We start from the raw sequence: 21,058 nt of genomic DNA, 5'->3' as shown, positions 1-21,058 counted from the left end.
CCCTTTCGAACAGGGCGATGTTTTTCGACAAATTTACGGTTGTAAATACGATTATTCGGATTTGTCTCAATCCCTTTCGAACAGGGCGATGTTTTTCGACAAATTATAACTGGTATATGTCCGCAACCTCCGGTGTCTCAATCCCTTTCGAACAGGGCGATGTTTTTCGACTCTCACATAGTGGGAATTTCCTATCAATATTAAAGTCTCAATCCCTTTCGAACAGGGCGATGTTTTTCGACTCTGTTGATAGTTTAGCGCGCACTACTGTAGGCTGTCTCAATCCCTTTCGAACAGGGCGATGTTTTTCGACTGCAGCGGTATGCTGGAGGCAGGAATCATGCGGCCTTTCAGACCCACTTCCCAATTTTTTTGGAAGGTTAAGGAGTTGGCTCTTGATTTGAGCAAATAATAAACAATTTGCATATTTTTCCTTTCTAAATCAATCAAAAGTGCGGTCTATTTTACCTCTATTTTTGATTTTTTCTAGCATTATAATGTCAAGCTTGTTGGCAAGGCTGTCCAAATAATACCTTCTGGCAAACTTGATTTTCCGAGTCGCCATTGTGTTGTATTGGTAGGCAAAGGATAAACTCTTAAATCATCCTCTTTCTTATTGAAGATTAACATAATTTCAGCCAAACATTGTTTGAGCAATTTCTCTGAGCCATCTAATAAAAAAATGCTGTATTGAATTGGCGTCGCATAATGTGTCATTTTACGATAAATTCGTTGTAATCTTTTGGGATCAGAAATGTCATACCCAATTAAATATTGAGCCATGCTTTACTCCTAAAATTGGAAAATAATGTCTTGCATCATAGTTTGTTGATTAAAGTAATAGCGTTCTAACAAAGTTTGCCATTGTTTTTCATGAAAACCTGAAAAATGCTGCAAATCACTCTCACGGCGTTGAGGTGAACTGACAAAATCAGCTTGTTTGATAAGGCTCACAAAATCAAGGCTGTTTTCAGTTAACATTTTGCGCCAATTTCCGACCGCACTTTCATAAGCTTTATAAAACTGCACTCGTCCTGTTTTACCTAAAAAGCAACCTTCTTGTGTTGTTGAGAAATATTCTTCTCGTAATATTTCTTTTCGAAATAAACCCAAACACCAGTTATCAATTAGAGGGCGAAGAGGTTCAATGAGATCGCAGGCAAGTGATTCACGAGAAAAATCAAGTGCGTGATAAAAACCAATATAAGGATCTAACCCTGCACCATAGATAGCTAACACGGCTTCACTATGGATAAGTGTATATGTTAAAGAAAGAAGAGCATTAAAAGGATCTCTTGGTGGGCGACGATTTCGTCCTTGAAATCGCAAAGCTGGCGGCAAGTAAAGACTTAAAGCGGTAAAATAGACAGAAGCGGCTCGACCTTCAATTCCTCGCAACGAGGCAAGGTTGGTTTGTTCATTAATTTTTCGAATGAGAGAATCCATTTCTGTCGCTTTTTCAGCTAACATACTTCTCTTCTCTGCTCGCGCATTGCTCGCTTGCCATAGCCAATTTTTCTGTGTCACCAATTTTAGTAACATCAGTTTTTTCGAGAAGGCTAAACAAAATGGTTCATTTTTGGCGAGCTCATATTGGCTGAGTCGTCGAAATGCATCGTTATGAGGTTGAGCCAGAAAAAGTGTCGGTGTATTTTTTCTGCCTGAAAGAAAGATAATTCCAATGCCTTTCTCGCCTAATTTAGCGAGTAAAGAAGCTTGCACTGTAACATCACTTTTTAAATAAATTCGCTCAATAGGTGCGAGTGGAATGGTTCCTATGCGTTCAGCATTTTCATAACACACAAGAGCTTCACCACTTAATTTAATTTCAGTGCCTTTTCTATCAATATACAAACTAGACATATTTCCACCTTTCAGATCAGTAAAAATGGGGATATTGATTGCAATGTCGCCTTGCCAAATAGCTGCGGCTCTACATTATCTGGAATACGAAAAATAAAAACTCTATCCTCTAATGGCTCTATTAGTTCATTTACCTCTTGCTTGAATCGTTCCATTTCATGTTCAGTAAGCCAACATTCATAGAAAGATTTTTGCCCTCCAATAGCATAGGTTTCGACTTTTTTGTGAGCTTGATAAAGTCGTTTATGATCAGAAATATCGTAAGCAATAAGATATTTGTGGCGGGTGGTTTGCATCTTTTCTCCGTATCAATATGGAAAATATTGATGGGATTATTCATCTCAATACCATTGTTGGTTTTCTAAATATTGCATAACTTCTTCTAAAACCATTATTAATACCTCTTATCCAATGAATTGTTGGAATGAGGTTATTATAGATACAGAATAAAAATGAGGGATGAAATACAAATTTGTATAAAAAGAAAACCGCTCCAAAGAGCGGTTGAAATTTAAAGTAGATTAAAGTGAATGAGTTCAGATTCAATTTCCGATATATCAATATTATCTAAGTTTATATTGAGCTCGTAATTGCCTGTTTTGCGGTTAGAAGAAGGAATATAATCGCTTCTTGCTCCCTTTCCTAAAGAAAAATTCGCCATCACTTTTTTATTAATATCGGTACGAGATTCCGATAAAACATTTTTTAAATCGTTGTTTGCACCTTTTAAGCGATTCTCCATTTCAACATCATTTTTCATTTGGCTATAGATGTTTAAATAAGTCGCAATGGTTCGAGCTTCTTCCCGATTGCCCGTTCCAACATTCCAGCCTTGTTTTTTCGCAAGAACAAGACTTAATAATAAAGCATAGCCTCTCGGTGCAAGCTTTAACAATTTTGTCCCAAACATGACCCCACGCTCTTCCATTGGAGACAAGAATGTTAATGATGGCATATCCAATAATGCTTGTGCATTTTTTACAGAATCACTATAAGAAATAGTCTGCTGTTTCAAATCTTCAGGCACACCTAAGCCTAAACGCACCCAAGGAATTTCAGCTAGCATTACTTTTCCATCTTTAGCATCAATTTGCGTACCATCATTCTTATTGATTAAATGTGGATAAGGCTTTGGATAGTAAAAACTCGCCAGACTTTCATATTGAGAATCCACTAGAACATGTGAAAGAGAATCTTGTTCTCGCCCATAAAGTGAGAGTGCATATCCCATAAAAAAGCCCATTGTTTTGCGCCCGCCGGCAATGGAAACATGCAATTGCATCTCTTCATCTTGGCACAAGTTACCCACTAATTGCACTATACTATTAGCCGCATGTTCATTTTCTTCCGGGGTGCGAATATCTGGTAGATTTTGACCGCGCTCGTTTGTAATAATATGAATACAACTTTCATCAAAATGGATTGAAGAAAAGCCATATTTCTCACCGTAATCTTCAATAAACTCTTGCAATGCCCCTTTACGCTCTTTACGTCCACCTTCAATACCTAACAAAGCTTCTAGCAACTTGTTTTTGCCTTGCTCAGTAGTTATCACTTGAATTTCAGTAGGAATAAAACCTTTTTCTGTGACTAATGCATACAATGTTTCTGTTACAACGGCAGGAGACATACCTGTAACGGAAAGAAGAATTTTACGTTTCTGGCTCATTATGCTTTTCCTATCCAGTTTGCAATTTTTTCTCTTAAACGTTGGAGATCTTTACCTTGGATAATTTCAACATGCAATTCTTTTGCTCGATTCTTAACTGACTCTGGCACTTCAAAATAACTCACCAAACATTTTTTTGTCATTAAACCTCCGTAATTTTTCAAGGCTTCAAGTTTATATAAGATATCCTCTGATTTTAATCCTCCCTCTTTATTCATCATTTGAGTTTTACACTCAATGATATGTAGGCGATTTTTTGCAATAAAGGCTATATCAAATTCATTTTGATTACCTTGATTTTGTAAGGCATACTGTTTCTTATTTTGATCGTATGAGGAATTCCCAACTTCTAAACTTAATGCTTTATCTTGAATAGATTTAATATTCTCGATTGCTTTATAGGTTATTTCTTCGAGCCATATTCCATTCAGAAGATCTTTATGCATCGTATCTCTAAAATCAATACGATGATTATCAAAATCTAATAAATCTTTGTGGTGTAGTTCTTTTAGTAATGAAACTAGTGATTCATCATCATGATTCGTGAATTTTACTTTAAAACCATTCTTTTGGGATTCAGAAGCGTAATAATTAAGTCCTGGAATACTATCTTTATATTTATCATACTGCTTAATAAAAGGCTCTAAATTAATAAGTAATCGTTCCGAAGCCATCGGCTGTTTAGCTGATTTATAAACCATGCCATAAGCAGAAAGATATGTTTTTAGATCAATCTGACAATTAAGCATCTTGTTAGGAATGCTTTGCCCTTTTTCATCACGACTAATGAATAAGATTTGGTTATTATCACTATCTACATAAAAAATAGGTTTCCCTCCCATAGCAAAGGTATTTTGTGCCACTATTGCCATTAACTTAGTTCCACCAGTTACATTGAGTGCGATATTTTGCCCATCAAATTGATCTATTAGCTCAATAAAGCAATTTTCCATTTCTTGAAAATCATAAATATTTTCAATACGAACTGATGTCACTTTGACATTCTTTTCTTTAAAAACTTTAGCTAATGCTTCGGCATTACTTTTCATTTTATCTGATACTAAAAAAACAGCCTCTTTAGGTTTAAATTCAGGATCTAAAATAGGCAATAATGAAGGTGCAGCTTGATCTGAAATCAAACAAAAATGTACATCATATTTAGGTTGCATAATGTTTCCTTATAGTTTTTGAATATGAAATGCCTGTAATGTGCAACCTTGCTCAATAAGCTGCTGTGCTGTAAGCTCAGTGCCTCGTTGCTCTGGTTTTACATTAACAGATAAAAAATAAAATGTAGCGCCTTTTTCACAAACTTGGCTTGCGAGATGAATGGGTAAAGTCCCGATTACAATATCATCAGGTTTAATTTGGTTAGTATCTAAATGAGTAGCCCAATTATCGATATGAATAGATTGTTTTTTTATCCATTCAATCGCACCGGGATGACGAGAAACAAACCAAACAGCCATAATAATCCTTATTTAACAAAAAAATCATTATGCCTCTTTTTATCACCAACACTTAAAATTACAAATTTGTAATTTGATATTTACCTAATCCAAAGGTTGCATTTTTTCCACAATGTAGCCATTGACCGATATAAAGCAATTGAGCTAATTCAAATGAAAGATGATTAAACTGCCACGTTCCAATTACTCCCCCCAATTTCATTCTCTGGTCTTGTCGGGAAGAATAGCGAGTCCAATCTTGCCATTTCAACGCTTTACTATCTTGAATCAATAAAATTTGCTGCTTTAAGGATTCAAAGTCTAAATTTAATGGAACAAAGTGAAAATCACTTAGTAGAGAAAAACGTTTTGCTAAAGAAATAAAAAAACGTTCAACATTTATCTGATGCTCTCTTAATGGCTTGCCATTCTCTTGTAAACGCAGTGGCGTAACAATGCTAATTATTGCAGTATCAGGCAGTTTAGTGGGTAAAGTTACCGTTTTACTATGTTCAATAATATTTCCATTCACTAATATCGGTTGATATTGTCCCGTATTTTCATCAAACACCGTTATATTCAATAGGTTTGCCTTTCCATGCCCAACGTTATATTCAAAGGCACGCTTAAAGGCAAAAGCAATAAGAGGTAGTTGTTCAATTAATTTTCCAAACAACACAATAGAAAATTGAAACACCTCATTTGGTAAATAAGTCTTCTCACCCCATTCTGGTGGCTCAATAATATAACCGTTAGGCACTTGACTAAATTTTTGTATCTGATGCTCTGCTGGGGCTGGCGTTTCAAAGATGTTGGTATATGGACAGGTACGATAAAGCGGACAGCTTTTGCAATCTGTTTGTTTTGTCATACAAGCAATTTTACGCAACGCTCGCCCAAAGGCTCCACGCAAGGTAGAACCTGCATATTCAGGTAACTGAATAGCATCAGTTACCTGAAAGGTAAATTGGTATCGAGCAATAGGAAGTGAATTCAGATTCATTCCGTCACCAATTTATTGAGCCACTTTTTAACATTTTTTTCTGTATCTTTTTTCTTGAAATCCACTTTTGATTTAAGTAATTCAACTGTAATTTGAGATTTTACAAATTGGCGTTCAGAAATATCCCAATTTTCAACCGCTCTTTCAATTAAAGCTTGAGCTTCTTTCAATAAAATAGAACCGGTATTATCTGCTTGACGTTCTCGTGTATTTTGTACTTTTTCCACAAAATCTATCACAAGACGTTGATTATCCGATAACGAATTTAGAAGAGCCTGTTTTTCTTCTGCTGCTTTCTGTTCTGCGAGACGTTTTTCTTCAGCTTCAGCCTGTAAGCGGGCTTGTTCTATTTTTTGAGCCTCACGTTTCGCTAAAATTTCAGAACGATCAAATTTTGATTTTGGTTGTGCGTTACACCAAGTTTTAAGCATTTCATTATCTGAGCTTGGATTAAACTCTAATAATGCCCATCCAAATGGAAGTAAATCACTTTGTTGGGCTTGATTGGTCCCTGCAAGCCATACTGTGGTGCTGCTATCTTTAAATACTAGGGGTGAACCTTTTGCCCCCATGATTTTAATTTGAGCAATATTTTCTCCTTGGTAAGTTTTGCTATCAGCACCATTTTTGCCAAGGCGGATTAATACAACATTAGGAAGTGAACACAGTTTTTCAATAGATTTTAAATATTGCGTAGAAACAAGATTTCTGCTCTGCAATAGTTCCATCTCCTTCCTAAAAACTGGAAGATAAAATGCATTGAGGGATTTTTGTAAATCACTAATTGAATAAAAAGAATCTTCCATTAAGGTTAAGTCACTTTTAAAAGTACGGTATTGCCCAGCAGTAATACATTCTCTGCGAAGAGCCATGGCGCGCCCCACTCCACCTGTTTTACTAACTCTCTTTTTAAAGTTTAAGGCATAGTAGATTTTACTTTCAGCATGATGAAGTGGTGTAAAATCACTAAATTTTACATATCGTAATTTACTTTTTTCAAATTCCCCTATGTATTCTTTAAGCAATTTTCCGTGATCTTTCACTCCCACTTTAGGATTATTTTTATTTTGATGAGCTTGATCTAATAATGCTGTGGCTACTGCACCTTTAACCCCACTTCCCGGAATATAAGGTAAATGATGAACAGGTAAAAATGCGGTTCTTTCAATCGAAAGATTGTTAATGACTTTATTTCCGTCACTTTCTCGTTGAGCAACTTTTCCTACACGGCTTTTGTAATCTTGTGCAAGACCATCAGAAACGTCTGCAAAATGATAAGAACAGGCTATTGCTTTATCTTTTTGATTAAGGAAAAAACGTTGAATAGCTAACAAATCCAATCGATTAATTGCATTTACTAATTCCGTTTTTTCTCTCTCATTTAATACTAGCTGGCTCGGCTCAAAATTAAATAAGGTGGTACCATCAATAACATAATTCGTTGGCTCAAAATCTTCTCCGCAACCAATATGGATAGGACTTAATGGCGTTAAATAAACTTTATGAGTTTGCATAAATTGTTTCATTTGTGATCCTTATTTTCCAAAATCGACAAATAAATTTAAAACAGGCGCATAACCTTGATGTACTGCATTTGGCTGAGCATAGGAAATATTTCCTAATCCATTCCCTAAAAATAAACGAGGTTCATAGTTTTCAGGGGTAAAAATGGCGGCAGATTTTGCAAGAATAATAGGCTTTTTAAATGGGCTAGAACTTAATGCCTGAATATCGCCGTGGCGTCCAAATCTTGTGGTGACTTGATAATAGCTGCACTCTTTATCCAAGCCTAAATTTTGCGGTGCAGAATTTGCCAGTGTAAAATAACAATTTGCATTCTGTTGGCAAAAATTAACCTCTTGTGGATTATTACAACGGAATTTACCCAACCCGATTGAGGCATCTCGCCCAAAGCCAAAAGTGCCCACATCATCTAAAATTTGCTGTAATTCTTCCAATGAAAAACGTGCTTCATCAAGTACGATATAAAGATCAAACTCTTGCTTACTGCCAAACCAAACAATCTCTGTTGAATACGGTGCAAATTGCCCTTCTCCAGTGGTATTTGTTTGGCGATCAATGGTGTTGTGGAATTGATCTTGGTTTTCTTTTTCAAACTTGAAGTTAGTTTGTAATGCACATTCTTGCCAAAATTTGACTGCTCTTTTTTCCACATCACTGATATTAACCCACTGAGCTTTTTTCAAACTTTTACGATCTGTTTCTGTTTTAGTTTCCCAAAATGTAGAAGGCAAAGTTGGCAAAGGTAAAAAACCTTGCGGAAATGCATCGGACACGACTATAAAGGGACGTTGCTCAGTATAACCTTCAAGCAGTTCTATTAAACGAGCCTCTCCAAAGCGGTTTCTCACCGCCCAGCAAAACTGTCCAAATAAGGTGTCGCCTACTAACGGTGTACCCATTGCACTTTGGGGCGTTAGCGTAAAACGATATAACTTCATAGTACCACCCTTATTCAAAAGGTTTAATGTCATCTAAATTGCGAGCTTCACCATTAACGGTTAAATCAGTAAATTTTACTTTGCCGTATCCACGAGAACCTGAACCACCAAGGCTATCAAGTTCTAAAAGTTTTAAACCTTTTAGCACTAAATCTAAAAGTTCAGGTTTATCACCTTCAAATTGACGTAACGTAAGTTTAAAATCAAATTCCGCACCTGCTGGTACTCGTTCGGTTTGGCGAGGATTTCCGGCTGTCGAAGTAATACGATCAATGGTGTTTTCGCTTTTAGCTTCGGTTAAAAGTTGGTTGTCTTCACGAATCGCATTTTCCCATGCTTCATTTAGTGCGCAATCCCAAAATGCTAAGCGAGAAACCCCAATTTCTGCGACTTCTTGCTCGCTATTTTTTGTATCACCACTGATACCGAATAAGCGTAAAATATTTTTTACATCCTCAGGATTTTTTGAAATATCTTTTAATGATAATGGTGCGCTTTGAACCGCTCCTGAGCGCCATTCTAATAAGGTTCTAATTTTTCCTTTTAAACTTGAACCTGGAATATAAGGTGATTGAGTAATCGGATGTTTAATCACTGAATTATCAATCCCACCAATATGCATTTCACTATCACCCGCGCCAATATGCAAGCCTGTTTGTAATACTAATTTTGCTTTAATTTCTACAATATTCGTTAATTTCATACTCATATTTCCTATATTAAATTTCTTCTAACTTACAAAATCCCATTACTGCTTCCATAAATAATTTAGCATCTCTGAGAGTTTCTACATTATTTGCCTGATCAATACAGCGATTAAAAACCTCTAAAAAATGATCATCTACATGCTTACGACCACGCGCATAAGCTACTTTTGCTTTTAACATTTTGATAAAAGGAGCTAATTCTTGGAATTTATTTTCTTTATTCTCACGAGCAAGTTGAACACGATCATTCCACATTGCTAACTCGTCATAAAATTTGCGTAGCTGTGTCGTTTTATTTACGTTATTTGACTGTTTAATATGTTGTGCTGCTCGTTGAGCAATATCAGAGAAAATTTCAGTTGGTTTTTCTCCACCAAATTTAATTTCATTAATATTTAACATAAGTGTTCCTTATCGTTTTTGATAGAAATAATTGGTTAATGGAATTGCAAAATTAATCTTATAACTTGCAATTCCTCTGTCTCCTAATGAAGTTGTGATTTCACTCAAAGCTGTAGTTCTAACTCCTTTTTCTAATTTATCAATCACGTAACGCGCTGTACGGTAATAAAAACGACTCCGCCACATAGTACTTTCAATATTCTTAGTATTCTCAGCCTGCTCACATAGCTGAATCAAAGAATACAAATAAGAAGTAGAAATCTTATATCTATCTGCTAAGCGATGAATTTCCTCTTCTAATTCGCAAAGTTTCTTCCAATCATGCCATTTCACTGTTTTATTAAAAATAGTTACTGCATTTTTATCTATATCAATGCCTTTTGACTTCTCAAGAGACTCTTCAGCTAAATCACCTAAACGAGGCACTGGAATACCCGATTTACTCATCACCATACCTACAGAAAAATGAATTTCTGTATTTTCTGCTACATAACGTTTAAAAGCTTGTTGCATTGCATGTGCCACTTTTTGTGTAGAATACCAAGGCCCAATTAAGAAGAAATCATCACCACCTGCAAAGACGGTATACATATTTGGGCTTTGCTCTGCACAATAGGCTGGTAACCATAAACTGAAGAATTGGTTGAATTGACGAGAAAGTGCTGTCATTTTTGCTATATTGGCAGTTTTAATCCCCTTTTGGAAAATAGAACCTAAATTATCAACATCCCCCTTCAAGGTCATTAGTGCCTTTTGTCCTATATCTGTATATTGAATATCTTCAAAAGTAATAATTTGGCCTTGCTTATCTCTTGGTACATAAGCATTAATGTAACGACGAGCATAACCATTCCAAATTGACGCATTGGTATCTTTGGGTAATGAGAAATCCCAAAAACGATGAATTTGTAATAGTTTCACTGGGTAACTAAATTCTTTCGTATCTTCTCGACCATCAGTAAAAATCACTTTAAAACCAAAAATTGGAAGTTTAAGTATTTGTGTTTCATATCCATGACTTATATCTGCATTAATGTCTGCAATAATAATGCGTTGTTTTTTTGCAAGCATTTCACCGATTTTAATTTGATCTTCAGAAATTTTTGAAAGTGTCTTTCCTGCCTGTGCTGGGAAAAAGCGATTCATTTCACAAACACCATTTGAATAATCCACTTCTTGTACACTTTGCGTAGAATGAGTTAAATCTAAGCGTTTGAGCTTTTGAGATTCCAAACTTTCAAATAACTTTTTCACTAATTGAGTATAATTCTCTTGCTCAAACTCTTTTATATCTGCTGGTTGAATAGCAATTCCTACGCCAATCAAGCCATAAGTTTCTTTAATAAACCATTGATTTAATTCTGATTGAACCTGTTTTATTGCATTTTTAACAGCTGTAGTATTTGGGGCAACAATTAAAAACTTTCCTGCGGCATTCATCACTTGAGACGTAGCCGGTAACCCACAAGCATTTAATACTTTTAATGCAGCCAGTTCAGTAAACAATGAAACTTGGAAAGAACGTCCTCGCAAGATTTTTGCCGCACCCTTATTTGATTCACGACCACCTGAAAAAATAAAGTCTTGAATGCCAAAAAAATCACCTTGAACCAATAAAAGAGGTTCTTCTTTAGAAGCTAGATTATCTGCTAAAGCCACAACAAAAGCGCTAACCGCTTTAGTAAAATCATAAAAAGAAATATCGCGGCTATAAGGACTTGGTATCTGTGACAAAAAACATTGCATAGCAGTATCAAAATGATCTAGCCACAAATTCAAGTTTTCTTGGTGGGATGTAGGGATTTCCTCAATTCCTTTTGTAAATTTATTCCATAATTCAAATAATGAAGAGGAGGCCGTATTTGGGGTGGGAAAAATAGAGTTCGCAGATAATTCTCTATACTCATAGGAAAAAATATTAGAATCAGGCTTATGCTCATCTTTTAAACTTATATTTTCAAATAAACTAAATAAGCTTTCATTCCCAAGATATTGTTTTGATGATTGTTTGCCTAATACTATTGTTTCTGCTTGAGAAACAAAAGGAAGTACATCAACCAATTGTAAATTTTTAGGAAAAGATGGTAGAGAGAATTGATGTTTTTCAGCAAATCCATTCAAATAATAATGAAACACTGAAAAAGCAAGAGAAATTCTGTAATTTGACATAATCACTCCATATAATAGAATTTAAGCGAGTATAATCAAAATATAAGCAATTGTCATCAAATACAAATTTGTAAAAATAAGATAAAATGCCACAAAAGAAAGAATAAATAATTTTCATAAAGTGCGGTCAAAAATTGATAGGTTTTTGGCCGTATTTTTTATCTTTTTATTCAGCATTTCCTATTACCCGATTAAATTACTCAGTTTTAGGTAATATTTTCATTAATCGATAGTCGATATAATTGCTCAAGTATTTTACTTAGCGTAAAATCTAGCTCTTGATGGCTATTCTCGGAATAACTAACCATCAAGGCATCGTATTTTCTAATAATCTAGGAGTGATAAAATGGGACAGTATAAAAAGTTCTGGTACCTGTTAGTCGCCGTATTGATTGGAGCCTTCTCCATTCTCGGTTACTATGGGTTCGAAGTTTATCGTGAAGCACCACCGATTCCGCAACAATATGTTTCTGAATCTGGCGAAAAAGTGATTACTCACGATGATATTTTACATGGTCAAACCGCTTGGCAAACCACTGGTGGTATGCAAGTCGGGTCTGTTTGGGGTCATGGTGCATACCAAGCGCCAGACTGGACGGCAGATTGGCTTCACCGTGAATTAACTAACTGGTTGGATATTACCGCGAATCAAGAATTTGGTAAAAATTTCGCTGATTTAAATGATGAACAACAAACGTTATTAAAAGCTCGTCTAACCAAAGAATATCGTGGTAGCAAAGTTGAAAACGGTACCGTTGTGCTTTCAAACACCCGTTTAGCGGCAATGGAAAAAACAGCACAATACTACATCTCTTTATACGGTGACGATCCAGCAACCAAAGTGACTCGTGAACACTTTGCGATGAAGGATAATACTCTTCCTGATTTACAAGCTCGTAAAGACTTAGCTAAATTCTTCTTCTGGACCGCGTGGACTGCATCTGCTGAACGTCCAAATACTCATGCAAGTTACACCAACAACTGGCCACACGAACCGTTAATTAATAACGTGCCAACACCAGAAAACGTCATTTGGTCTATTGCGAGTGTGGTATTCCTCATTGCAGGTATTGGTTTTGTGGTATGGATTTGGTCATTCAAAAAACGTGAAGACGAAAAAGAACCACCAATGCCAGAGTTCGATCCACTCACAAAATTACAACTTACTCCTTCTCAACGTGCGTTAGGTAAATACCTCTTTACTGTGCTTGCTCTTTTCGTATTGCAAGTCACATTAGGTGCGGTTGTAGCACACTACACAGTTGAGGGGCAGGAATTCTATGGTATTGATATTTCTCAATACTTCCCATATTCATTAGTGCGTACATGGCATATTCAAGCAGCCTTATTCTGGATTGCAATGGCATTCTTAGCCGGTGGTTTATTCCTTGCACCAATCATTAATGGCGGTAAAGATCCGAAATTCCAAAAATTGGGTGTGGATGTTCTCTACTGGGCATTAGTGGTATTGGTGGTAGGCTCATTCACTGGTAGCTACTTAGCGATTGCTCATATTCTTCCAGAAGAATGGAGCTTCATGTTCGGTCACCAAGGTTACGAATTCATTGATTTAGGTCGTTTCTGGCAAGCAGTGAAATTCGCAGGTATCTTATTCTGGTTAGTCTTAATGCTTCGCGGTACAGTAAATGCATTCAAACAACCGGGTGATAAAAACTTATTGGCATTATTCTTCGCTTCCGTAATTGCGATCGGTTTATTCTATGGTCCAGCATTATTCTACGGCGAGCACACACACATTTCTGTAATGGAATACTGGCGTTGGTGGGTAGTTCACCTATGGGTAGAAGGCTTCTTCGAAGTATTCTCTGTAGCGGCACTCTCATTCATCTTCGTGAGTTTAGGTTTAGTTTCACGTCGTACTGCGACTGTGGCAACCATTACTGAAGCGGCGTTGTTCTTAATCGGTGGTATTCCTGGTACTTTCCACCACTTATACTTCGCAGGTGCAACTACCCCAATTATTGCTGTAGGGGCATCATTCTCTGCGCTTGAAGTAGTTCCATTAGTGTTATTAGGTCATGAAGCTTGGGAACACTGGGCGATGCAACAAAAAACACCTTGGATGGAACGCCTAAAATGGCCTCTTTACTGCTTCGTAGCCGTGGCATTCTGGAATATGTTAGGTGCTGGCGTATTTGGTTTCTTAATCAATCCACCAATTTCGCTTTACTATATCCAAGGCTTGAACACCACTGCCGTTCATGCTCACGCAGCATTATTCGGTGTATATGGTTTCTTAGCATTAGGTTTCGTATTCTTAATTGCTCGTTATTTACGCCCAGATACACCATTTAATGACAAGTTAATGAAATGGGGCTTCTGGTTGTTAAATGGCGGTTTAGTGTTAATGATCGTATCAAGCTTATTACCTATCGGTATTATTCAAGGTTATGCAAGTATCTCTGAAGGCTTATGGTATGCTCGTAGTGAAGAATTTATGCAACAACCTCTATTCGATACCCTACGTTGGGTTCGTTTCGGTGGCGACGTTGTCTTCATCTTCGGTGCATTAGCTTTCTTCTGGCAAATCTTTACGATGATTTTCTTTAAACCGAAAAAAGCAGCGTAATTAAATTAATAATCATGCAAAAGCGGCTAAGCAATTAGCCGCTTTTTATTTATGAAAAATCCATCAAATTTTCTGACCGCACTTTGATCTCTATCAAATCATTTACCTTCTTTTAAGTATGATTAAATTCGTCTTTAGATCTATACTTTCTACACTTTTCAACTTTTCTTATAACATTTCAACATGAGTAACAATCCATTCAACGCTAGTTGGTCATCAAAAGGCAATACGCTATGTCTAGGTCATTGGGATATTACTTATCTTGGTTTACCTGTGGTACTGCCAATTGAACGCCGTGATAAAGATATGGGAACAAATAATATTTATAATTTTATGGATCCTGAAGATGAGCTCTATCGAGAAGGATTGATGGAAGATGATTGGATTGTGGAAAATATCGATTGGCTTTCCGATGTCTTTATTGAGCATAATATTCCCTTAGAAGAAGAAACCATGCGAGCATTCTATCAAGCGGTGAATAAGGAAGATTGGCGCTGTGGTAGTTGTGGTGGATGTATTTAATAGCAAAGTGCGGTCAATTTTATCTCCGTTTTTATACCGAACTGTCATAATAAAAACACTAGGAAATTCAATATTTCTGATATAGAATTCTTCGATTTGTTTTTTAAAAGGGAGAAAAAAGATGAAACTTGTTGAAGTTAAACATCCGCTTGTTAAACATAAATTAGGCGTGATGCGCGAAGCTGATATTTATACCCAAAAATTCCGTGAACTTGCCACTGAAGTGGGCAGCTTACTCACCTATGAGGCCACTGCCGATCTTGAAACAGAAAAAGTGATTATCGAAGGTTGGAATGGCCCAGTTGAAATTGAACGTATTAAAGGTAAAAAAGTCACCGTTGTGCCAATTTTACGTGCTGGCCTTGGTATGATGGATGGTGTATTAGAACACGTTCCAAGTGCTCGTATCAGTGTGGTTGGGATTTATCGTAATGAAGAAACCCTTGAACCCGTCCCTTATTTCCAAAAACTCGCGAGTGATTTAGAAGAACGTTTAGCTATCGTTGTAGACCCAATGCTTGCAACCGGTGGTTCAATGATCTCCACAATTGATTTATTAAAAGCAAAAGGTTGCCAACATATCAAAGTATTAGTATTAGTGGCGGCACCAGAAGGAATCAAAGCATTAGAAAAAGCACATCCGGATATTGAACTTTATTGTGCATCGATTGATGATCACTTAAATGAACAAGGCTACATCATTCCAGGCTTGGGTGATGCAGGCGATAAGATTTTTGGGACGAAATAATTCCCTTTTAATAAGACGGCATTTATGGCCGTCTTTTTTCCGTGCGTGAAAACACAAAAGCTAAAAAAGCATTAAAACCGACCGCACTTTCAGTTAATTCAAACCGAGAGTTGAAACTAAATGAGTAATCAAACTACAACCGCACCTGTTGAGGTGCAAAGCATGGGCAAACAAGCGTTTGTCGGTTTACAGATGTTATTTGTGGCCTTTGGCGCCTTAGTATTAGTTCCCTTAATCACCGGATTAAATTCTAATACAGCCCTTCTAACCGCAGGTATCGGTACACTACTTTTCCAACTTTGTACCGGTAAACAGGTTCCTATTTTCTTAGCCTCCTCTTTTGCCTTTATTGCGCCTATTCAATATGGCGTACAAACTTGGGGCATTCCAACCACAATGGGGGGACTTGCTTGCGCAGGCTTCGTCTATTTCGCGCTATCAACCTTAGTGAAATTACGTGGTAGTGCTGCGCTCGAACGCATCTTCCCGCCTGTTGTTGTGGGTCCCGTAATTATCATTATTGGTATGGGGCTTGCACCTGTTGCTGTTGATATGGCATTAGGTAAAAACAGTGCATACAGCTATGAGCACTCTGTATTGGTTTCGATGATTACCTTGGTCACCACCCTTTCTGTTGCGGTGTTTGCTAAAGGAATGATGAAACTGATTCCAATTATGTTTGGTATCGTTGCTGGCTATGTGGTTTGTTTATTCCTAGGATTAATTAATTTCCAACCTGTTTTAGATGCAAAATGGTTTGAATTACCTGAGTTAACCAAACCAGAATTTAATTTAGAAGCGATTCTTTATATGCTACCAATTGCTATCGCACCAGCCGTTGAACACGTGGGTGGTATTATGGCAATCAGTTCTGTAACAGGTAAAGATTTCCTTAAAAAACCAGGCTTACATCGCACCCTATTAGGCGATGGTGTGGCAACTGCTGCTGCATCATTAGTTGGTGGTCCACCGAATACTACTTATGCAGAAGTAACCGGTGCAGTCATGCTAACTCGTAACTTTAATCCAAACATTATGACCTGGGCAGCTGTATGGGCAATTGCAATTTCTTTCTGTGGTAAAGTAGGCGCATTCCTTTCTACAATTCCAACCATCGTAATGGGTGGCATTATGATGTTGGTATTCGGTTCGATTGCCGTTGTTGGGATGAGCACCTTAATTAAAGGCAAAGTAGATGTGACCGAACCTCGTAATCTTTGCATCATTTCCGTGGTAATGACGTTCGGGATCGGGAATATGTTTGTCAACGTCGGAGATGTTGTTTCCCTGAAAGGGATTAGCCTTTGTGCCATCGTTGCCATTGTGCTGAACTTGATTTTGCCAAAAGCAAAAAATGAAGTAGAATAAAACTTCCCAAACAAAAGGGTTAAATGAAAATTTAGCCCTTTCTTTTTTATTTTAAATCAACTCGTTAATCCGTGAATCAGCAACTTTCTTTACCTATTCATCAAATTGATGATGAAACGCTTGAGAATTTTTATAGCGATAATAATGCATTATTGCTTAATTCTTTACGTCAAAACATGACTGATTTACAACAACAATTCTTCTACCTTTGGGGCAGCCAAAGCGTTGGGAAAACCCATCTTTTGCGCGCACTTTGTAATGAATATATTCAGCAACAACGAAGTGCCATCTATGTCCCGCTGAGTAAATCACAATATTTTTCCACGGCGGTTTTTGAAAATTTAGAACAGCAAGAACTGGTTTGCTTAGACGATTTGCAAACAATTATTGGAAATTCAGAATGGGAAATTGCCTTATTTGATCTTTTTAATCGCATTAAGGCTAATGGTAAAACCTTATTAGTTGTCAGTGCAGATCAATCTCCAACTGCCCTACCCGTTAAATTACCGGATCTTGCTTCTCGCTTAAAATGGGGAGAAAGTTATCAATTGATTCCACTCAGCGATGAACAAAAATTTGCAGTATTGAAACAGAATGCCCATCAACGAGGTATCATACTTTCAGATGATACTGCCAATTTTATATTCACGCGTTTAGATCGTGATATGGCGACACTAAAAGAAGCATTAGTGAAACTCGATGAAGCCTCACTACAAGCCAAACGAAATCTGACTATTCCTTTTGTGAAATCAATTTTAGGCTTATAAACAAGCAAAAAAATAACCGCACTTTTTCAAGCGCGGTTATTTTGTATCAATTTAATTACCAACAGTGGCGACAATAGCCAACACCGACACTAGGCATTATCGCAACAGGGACACGAGAATACCCTCTCTGTTTAGAGCGATGATCACTCGCATTCATTTCATTTGGAATACTGTCTCTTTGTGCAACTTTCGCTTTTTCTTGAGCGCTTACCGTATTACCACTTGTTACTCGAGCATTATAATCCTGCACGGTATTCATATCGTACGCTGCAGCCCCATTTCCAATAGTTGATGCCTCTTGGGGAGCTGTACAAGCTGTTAAAACAGATAGAGCTGCAATAGAAACTAATTTTTTCATAACGCTACCTTTTATCACAAACCACTTTATTAAGTGTTTCTCTGCCTTCTTTAATCCGAGCATTGGCTTTTTTTCTAATGTTCGGGTCCTCATTTTGCTCAATGTATTTTGCTACATTCGCATTTCTGATTGCATAAACAGGCACATACTGTGAATGTTTTGTCTCGCCTTTTTTATAAATCGTTGCACCTAACACACTACCATAATATTCGCTGGCATCATTAGGTTTAATGTAATAATTACTGGTGTTCGTAACATCTACGCCATCATCACTTTTAAAACCACTACAAATCCCTGCGGGTGAAAGAAACGTTGTTTTTGATGCCGCCGTTTCGTTAAATTTATATACTTCAAATTCAACGCTATTGGCCAACTCTTCCATATCTTTTTCAGATTTAGGATCTAAACTTCGCTGTCCTTTTCCATCAATATATTTCACGGTTTCAGAAACATTACTTTCAGAAACATTGACTGAAAGATTATTTTCAGGTGATTTTACTTTTGTTGCATATACAACACTACTACCTTCGGCTAAAACAGCTGATGATGCCAAAATACAAAATGAGTAAATCCCAATTTTTTTCTTAATATGACTCATAATACTAATGTGATTCCCTAAGCTAATAATTGTTCTCGTATAATTCAATTGGTAAATAATCCGGGTCTCGGAAGAAAGTGTACTTCATTCTGGTTAATTCATCAAGCCGAATTGGTTCACAAGAAACTCCGTTCTCTAAAAGATAAGCTACGTACTCATCAATATTTTCTACTTTGAATGCCAAATGCCGTAAACCACAGGCTTCAGGGCTGGTTACTCTTTGAGGAGAATTTGGGAAAGAAAATAGCTCTATTTGACTCCCATCAGGAAAACTTAAATCTAATTTATAACTATCTCGTTCTGCCCGATAAGTTTCATTCAGCTGTTTTGCCCCTAAAATATCCATATAAAAATGCTTCGAACGTGCATAGTTCGAAGCAATAATCGCAATATGGTGAAAACCTAATAATTGAGGTTTCATTATTTCTCCGGTGTGACGCTTTTTGCTTTTTCTTCTTCCTGTAAAGCAAGGGCATCACGTGCAGCACGAATACTCTTCTCAAGCATTGGCACGCGAGGATCATCTGGTTCTAATAAACGTAACATCATCGCCCAGGTGACGGCTGCCATTTTATAATCCTCACCTTCAAAATAACTGAAAGCAAGTAAACTTAATGCTTCAGGATTAGAATGATCTTGACGAATAATCTCACGTAAAAGCTGGTTACCTTTCAGTTTATCCGTTTGATCTTCAGAAGACATCAACATACGCGCATAAGAAAGCTTATAATCTAAATTATCCGGCTCAAGCTTATTCGCTTGTTGGTAACTATCAAAGGCTAATTTTCCATTACCTAAATTCATCCCTACCTGACCTAACAACCACCATTTTTTAGCATCCTTTGGTGTTTTTTGTAAATCCAAACGAAGTGCGGTCGAAAATTGCTGCATTTCTGCATCCGTCATTGGGTTTGTGTCTTCTTCTTTGATTCGTTCAAAGAAATAAGGTAATTTTGCCAATGTTTTTTCCATCATATCTTCGGCTTTCCAAGATCCCAAAGGGAAATAAGCCCCGCCAGCAATAATGGCCAAACCTAATAAACCAGAAACAAACCACAACTTACCGTAATTTTTGGCATTTTTATCGATCGTTTGTGTTTCTTGTTGAGGAATATCTTCCAATAATGTTTTTTGTAGCTCTTGTTTAAGTTGTTCAACGTTCTCTACTAAGCCTTGCTGATTGTCTTGATCTATCTCTTTTAAGCGAGAAAAATACAGGGCTTTATTTAACTCATCACGCTTTTTATCTTCTTTTGCTTTAACAGAACGCAACAAGGGATAAAAACAAATCAATGCCACAACTAAAGTGAGCACAATAATACTTAATGCAAAATTCATTATTTATCCTTTTCTTTGAGTAAAGCCGATAAACGTGCATTCTCTTCATCATCTAAAATCGCGTCAGAATTGACCGCACTTGGGCTTTTTGATTTACGTTTAAATATAAATAAAATGCCAATCAAAACTAACAAAATTGGGGCAATCCATAATACGATTGTTGACGTCGTCATTGGTGGATCATAAGTCACAAAATTGCCATAACGTTGAATCATATAATCGACAACTTCACTTCTTTTTTTACCTTCTTGTAACAACTCAAACACTTTGCCACGCATATCTACCGCAATAGTTGCATTCGAATCAGCAATATTATTATTTTGACATTGAGGACAACGCAATTCTTGTGTTAATTGATGATAGTCCTTTTCTTGCTCTGGTGATGCAAAATTCAATGCATCAATAGAAGCTGTCGCCGAGATACTCACAAAAAGTGCGGTTAAAAAAAGCCATGATTTTTTCATTATGGTTTCTCCGCGAGTTTGTCATAAATCGGTTTTAAGGTCTCATTCCAAACGCGTTCATTCACATCACCCGCTAAGCGATAATGAATCACACCTTTGCCATCCACGATAAATGTTTCTGGTGCGCCGTAAACCCCCAAATCTAATGCAAAAGAACCTTTTTCATCTTTAAGCACAAGACTATAAGGATTGCCTAAATCTTTCAGCCATTTTATAGCTTTTGGTGATTCATCTTTATAGTCGATACCAATGATTGTTACACCTTGTTTAGCCAATTGATTCAAGTATTGATGCTCGGCATAACAAGTTGGACACCAAGTTGCCCACACATTCAAGAGAATCGGTTTGCCTTGTTGGAAAATTTCATTACCGTAGGTTTTATTTTCCAATAAATCCGTTAATGTTTTCTGTGGCACAGGTTTTCCCACAAGCGCAGATTCTAACGCTTTTGGATCATCACCTTGCGCGTTACGTCCTAACTGAACTAAAAAAGCTGCAGCCACGGCAAGAAAAATAATAAGTGGGATAAGTAGTTTTTTATTCATAACACTATCAATTTCACATCTATTTCTAGGGGCATAC

At 36.9% G+C, this 21,058-nt stretch carries 24 protein-coding genes; 5 read left to right on the top strand and 19 right to left on the bottom strand.

Features of this window, described 5'->3' with window-relative positions:
- Window positions 1-279: 279 nt before the first annotated feature.
- The 13 genes from HMPREF3279_RS10180 to cas10 form a co-directional block, all read right to left on the bottom strand.
- A complete protein-coding gene (locus HMPREF3279_RS10180) occupies window positions 280-426 on the bottom strand; it encodes a hypothetical protein (RefSeq protein WP_180365037.1) in 147 nt (48 codons plus the stop codon).
- A gap of 66 nt (window positions 427-492) precedes the next feature.
- The gene (gene cas2 / locus HMPREF3279_RS09885) at window positions 493-783 is read right to left on the bottom strand and encodes a CRISPR-associated endonuclease Cas2 (RefSeq protein ID WP_070869033.1); all 291 of its coding nucleotides are present in this window, start codon (window positions 781-783) and stop codon (window positions 493-495) included.
- Between the two features lie 9 nt (window positions 784-792).
- Complete coding sequence (gene cas1, locus HMPREF3279_RS09880; protein ID WP_070869032.1) at window positions 793-1,863, bottom strand: CRISPR-associated endonuclease Cas1; 1,071 nt, start codon at window positions 1,861-1,863, stop codon at window positions 793-795.
- A gap of 11 nt (window positions 1,864-1,874) precedes the next feature.
- Window positions 1,875-2,159, bottom strand: coding sequence for a CRISPR-associated endonuclease Cas2 (gene cas2 / locus HMPREF3279_RS09875; protein WP_070869031.1), 285 nt, complete (start codon window positions 2,157-2,159; stop codon window positions 1,875-1,877).
- Window positions 2,160-2,374: 215 nt separating this feature from the next.
- Entirely contained in the window at window positions 2,375-3,532 is a 1,158-nt protein-coding gene (csm6, locus tag HMPREF3279_RS09870; protein ID WP_257284660.1) for a CRISPR-associated ring nuclease Csm6, read from the bottom strand.
- Window positions 3,532-4,701, bottom strand: coding sequence for a Card1-like endonuclease domain-containing protein (locus HMPREF3279_RS09865; RefSeq protein WP_070869029.1), 1,170 nt, complete (start codon window positions 4,699-4,701; stop codon window positions 3,532-3,534). Before HMPREF3279_RS09865 ends, csm6 begins: the two co-directional genes overlap by 1 nt.
- A 9-nt stretch (window positions 4,702-4,710) precedes the next feature.
- Window positions 4,711-5,001, bottom strand: coding sequence for a CRISPR-associated protein Csx16 (csx16, locus tag HMPREF3279_RS09860; RefSeq protein WP_070869028.1), 291 nt, complete (start codon window positions 4,999-5,001; stop codon window positions 4,711-4,713).
- Between the two features lie 58 nt (window positions 5,002-5,059).
- Window positions 5,060-5,983: a CRISPR system precrRNA processing endoribonuclease RAMP protein Cas6 gene (gene cas6, locus HMPREF3279_RS09855; protein WP_070869027.1), complete on the bottom strand. Its 924-nt coding sequence runs from the start codon at window positions 5,981-5,983 to the stop codon at window positions 5,060-5,062.
- Window positions 5,980-7,509, bottom strand: a complete 1,530-nt coding sequence (locus tag HMPREF3279_RS09850) for an RAMP superfamily CRISPR-associated protein (RefSeq protein WP_070869026.1) — start codon at window positions 7,507-7,509, stop codon at window positions 5,980-5,982. The genes cas6 and HMPREF3279_RS09850 overlap by 4 nt, the downstream gene beginning before the upstream one ends.
- A gap of 9 nt (window positions 7,510-7,518) precedes the next feature.
- The gene (locus tag HMPREF3279_RS09845; protein ID WP_070869025.1) at window positions 7,519-8,445 is read right to left on the bottom strand and encodes a type III-A CRISPR-associated RAMP protein Csm4; all 927 of its coding nucleotides are present in this window, start codon (window positions 8,443-8,445) and stop codon (window positions 7,519-7,521) included.
- Window positions 8,446-8,455: 10 nt separating this feature from the next.
- Entirely contained in the window at window positions 8,456-9,148 is a 693-nt protein-coding gene (gene csm3 / locus HMPREF3279_RS09840; protein WP_070869024.1) for a type III-A CRISPR-associated RAMP protein Csm3, read from the bottom strand.
- A 16-nt stretch (window positions 9,149-9,164) separates the two neighbouring features.
- Window positions 9,165-9,554, bottom strand: a complete 390-nt coding sequence (gene csm2 / locus HMPREF3279_RS09835) for a type III-A CRISPR-associated protein Csm2 (RefSeq protein WP_070869023.1) — start codon at window positions 9,552-9,554, stop codon at window positions 9,165-9,167.
- A 9-nt stretch (window positions 9,555-9,563) separates the two neighbouring features.
- A complete protein-coding gene (cas10, locus tag HMPREF3279_RS09830) occupies window positions 9,564-11,723 on the bottom strand; it encodes a type III-A CRISPR-associated protein Cas10/Csm1 (protein WP_070869022.1) in 2,160 nt (719 codons plus the stop codon).
- Window positions 11,724-12,069: 346 nt separating this feature from the next.
- On the opposite strand from cas10, the gene HMPREF3279_RS09825 reads away from it, so the two are divergent.
- The 5 genes from HMPREF3279_RS09825 to hda all read left to right on the top strand — a co-directional run bounded on the left by HMPREF3279_RS09825 (window position 12,070) and on the right by hda (window position 17,718).
- The gene (locus tag HMPREF3279_RS09825; protein ID WP_049380001.1) at window positions 12,070-14,313 is read left to right on the top strand and encodes a nitric-oxide reductase large subunit; all 2,244 of its coding nucleotides are present in this window, start codon (window positions 12,070-12,072) and stop codon (window positions 14,311-14,313) included.
- A gap of 183 nt (window positions 14,314-14,496) precedes the next feature.
- The gene (locus HMPREF3279_RS09820; protein ID WP_070869021.1) at window positions 14,497-14,835 is read left to right on the top strand and encodes a hypothetical protein; all 339 of its coding nucleotides are present in this window, start codon (window positions 14,497-14,499) and stop codon (window positions 14,833-14,835) included.
- A 121-nt stretch (window positions 14,836-14,956) separates the two neighbouring features.
- Complete coding sequence (upp, locus tag HMPREF3279_RS09815) at window positions 14,957-15,583, top strand: uracil phosphoribosyltransferase (protein ID WP_070869020.1); 627 nt, start codon at window positions 14,957-14,959, stop codon at window positions 15,581-15,583.
- A gap of 120 nt (window positions 15,584-15,703) precedes the next feature.
- On the top strand, window positions 15,704-16,951 hold the full coding sequence (locus HMPREF3279_RS09810; RefSeq protein WP_049365006.1) for a nucleobase:cation symporter-2 family protein: 1,248 nt from the start codon (window positions 15,704-15,706) through the stop codon (window positions 16,949-16,951).
- Window positions 16,952-17,022: 71 nt separating this feature from the next.
- Window positions 17,023-17,718 (top strand): DnaA regulatory inactivator Hda, encoded by a 696-nt coding sequence (gene hda / locus HMPREF3279_RS09805; RefSeq protein ID WP_070590625.1) that lies wholly within the window; start codon window positions 17,023-17,025, stop codon window positions 17,716-17,718.
- Between the two features lie 55 nt (window positions 17,719-17,773).
- Here hda and HMPREF3279_RS09800 read toward each other — a convergent pair whose 3' ends face one another.
- The 6 genes from HMPREF3279_RS09800 to HMPREF3279_RS09775 are packed head-to-tail and all read right to left on the bottom strand — an operon-like array spanning window position 17,774 to window position 21,021.
- Window positions 17,774-18,094 carry a hypothetical protein gene (locus tag HMPREF3279_RS09800; RefSeq protein ID WP_257284637.1) on the bottom strand — a complete coding sequence of 107 codons (321 nt, stop codon included), beginning with the start codon at window positions 18,092-18,094 and terminating at the stop codon, window positions 17,774-17,776.
- Entirely contained in the window at window positions 18,081-18,674 is a 594-nt protein-coding gene (locus HMPREF3279_RS09795) for a DUF8095 domain-containing protein (RefSeq protein ID WP_049374628.1), read from the bottom strand. The genes HMPREF3279_RS09800 and HMPREF3279_RS09795 overlap by 14 nt, the downstream gene beginning before the upstream one ends.
- A 22-nt stretch (window positions 18,675-18,696) precedes the next feature.
- On the bottom strand, window positions 18,697-19,095 hold the full coding sequence (locus HMPREF3279_RS09790; protein WP_070869019.1) for an SMU1112c/YaeR family gloxylase I-like metalloprotein: 399 nt from the start codon (window positions 19,093-19,095) through the stop codon (window positions 18,697-18,699).
- The gene (ccmI, locus tag HMPREF3279_RS09785) at window positions 19,095-20,012 is read right to left on the bottom strand and encodes a c-type cytochrome biogenesis protein CcmI (RefSeq protein ID WP_049372900.1); all 918 of its coding nucleotides are present in this window, start codon (window positions 20,010-20,012) and stop codon (window positions 19,095-19,097) included. The genes HMPREF3279_RS09790 and ccmI overlap by 1 nt, the downstream gene beginning before the upstream one ends.
- The gene (locus tag HMPREF3279_RS09780) at window positions 20,012-20,476 is read right to left on the bottom strand and encodes a cytochrome c-type biogenesis protein (protein ID WP_049365000.1); all 465 of its coding nucleotides are present in this window, start codon (window positions 20,474-20,476) and stop codon (window positions 20,012-20,014) included. Before HMPREF3279_RS09780 ends, ccmI begins: the two co-directional genes overlap by 1 nt.
- Window positions 20,476-21,021 carry a DsbE family thiol:disulfide interchange protein gene (locus HMPREF3279_RS09775; RefSeq protein ID WP_049364999.1) on the bottom strand — a complete coding sequence of 182 codons (546 nt, stop codon included), beginning with the start codon at window positions 21,019-21,021 and terminating at the stop codon, window positions 20,476-20,478. The genes HMPREF3279_RS09780 and HMPREF3279_RS09775 overlap by 1 nt, the downstream gene beginning before the upstream one ends.
- Window positions 21,022-21,058 lie beyond the last annotated feature (37 nt).

This window comes from Haemophilus sp. HMSC71H05 (genome assembly GCF_001838635.1).
Lineage (GTDB): Bacteria > Pseudomonadota > Gammaproteobacteria > Enterobacterales > Pasteurellaceae > Haemophilus_D > Haemophilus_D parainfluenzae_R.
This window is presented reverse-complemented; position numbering and strand designations above follow the sequence as displayed.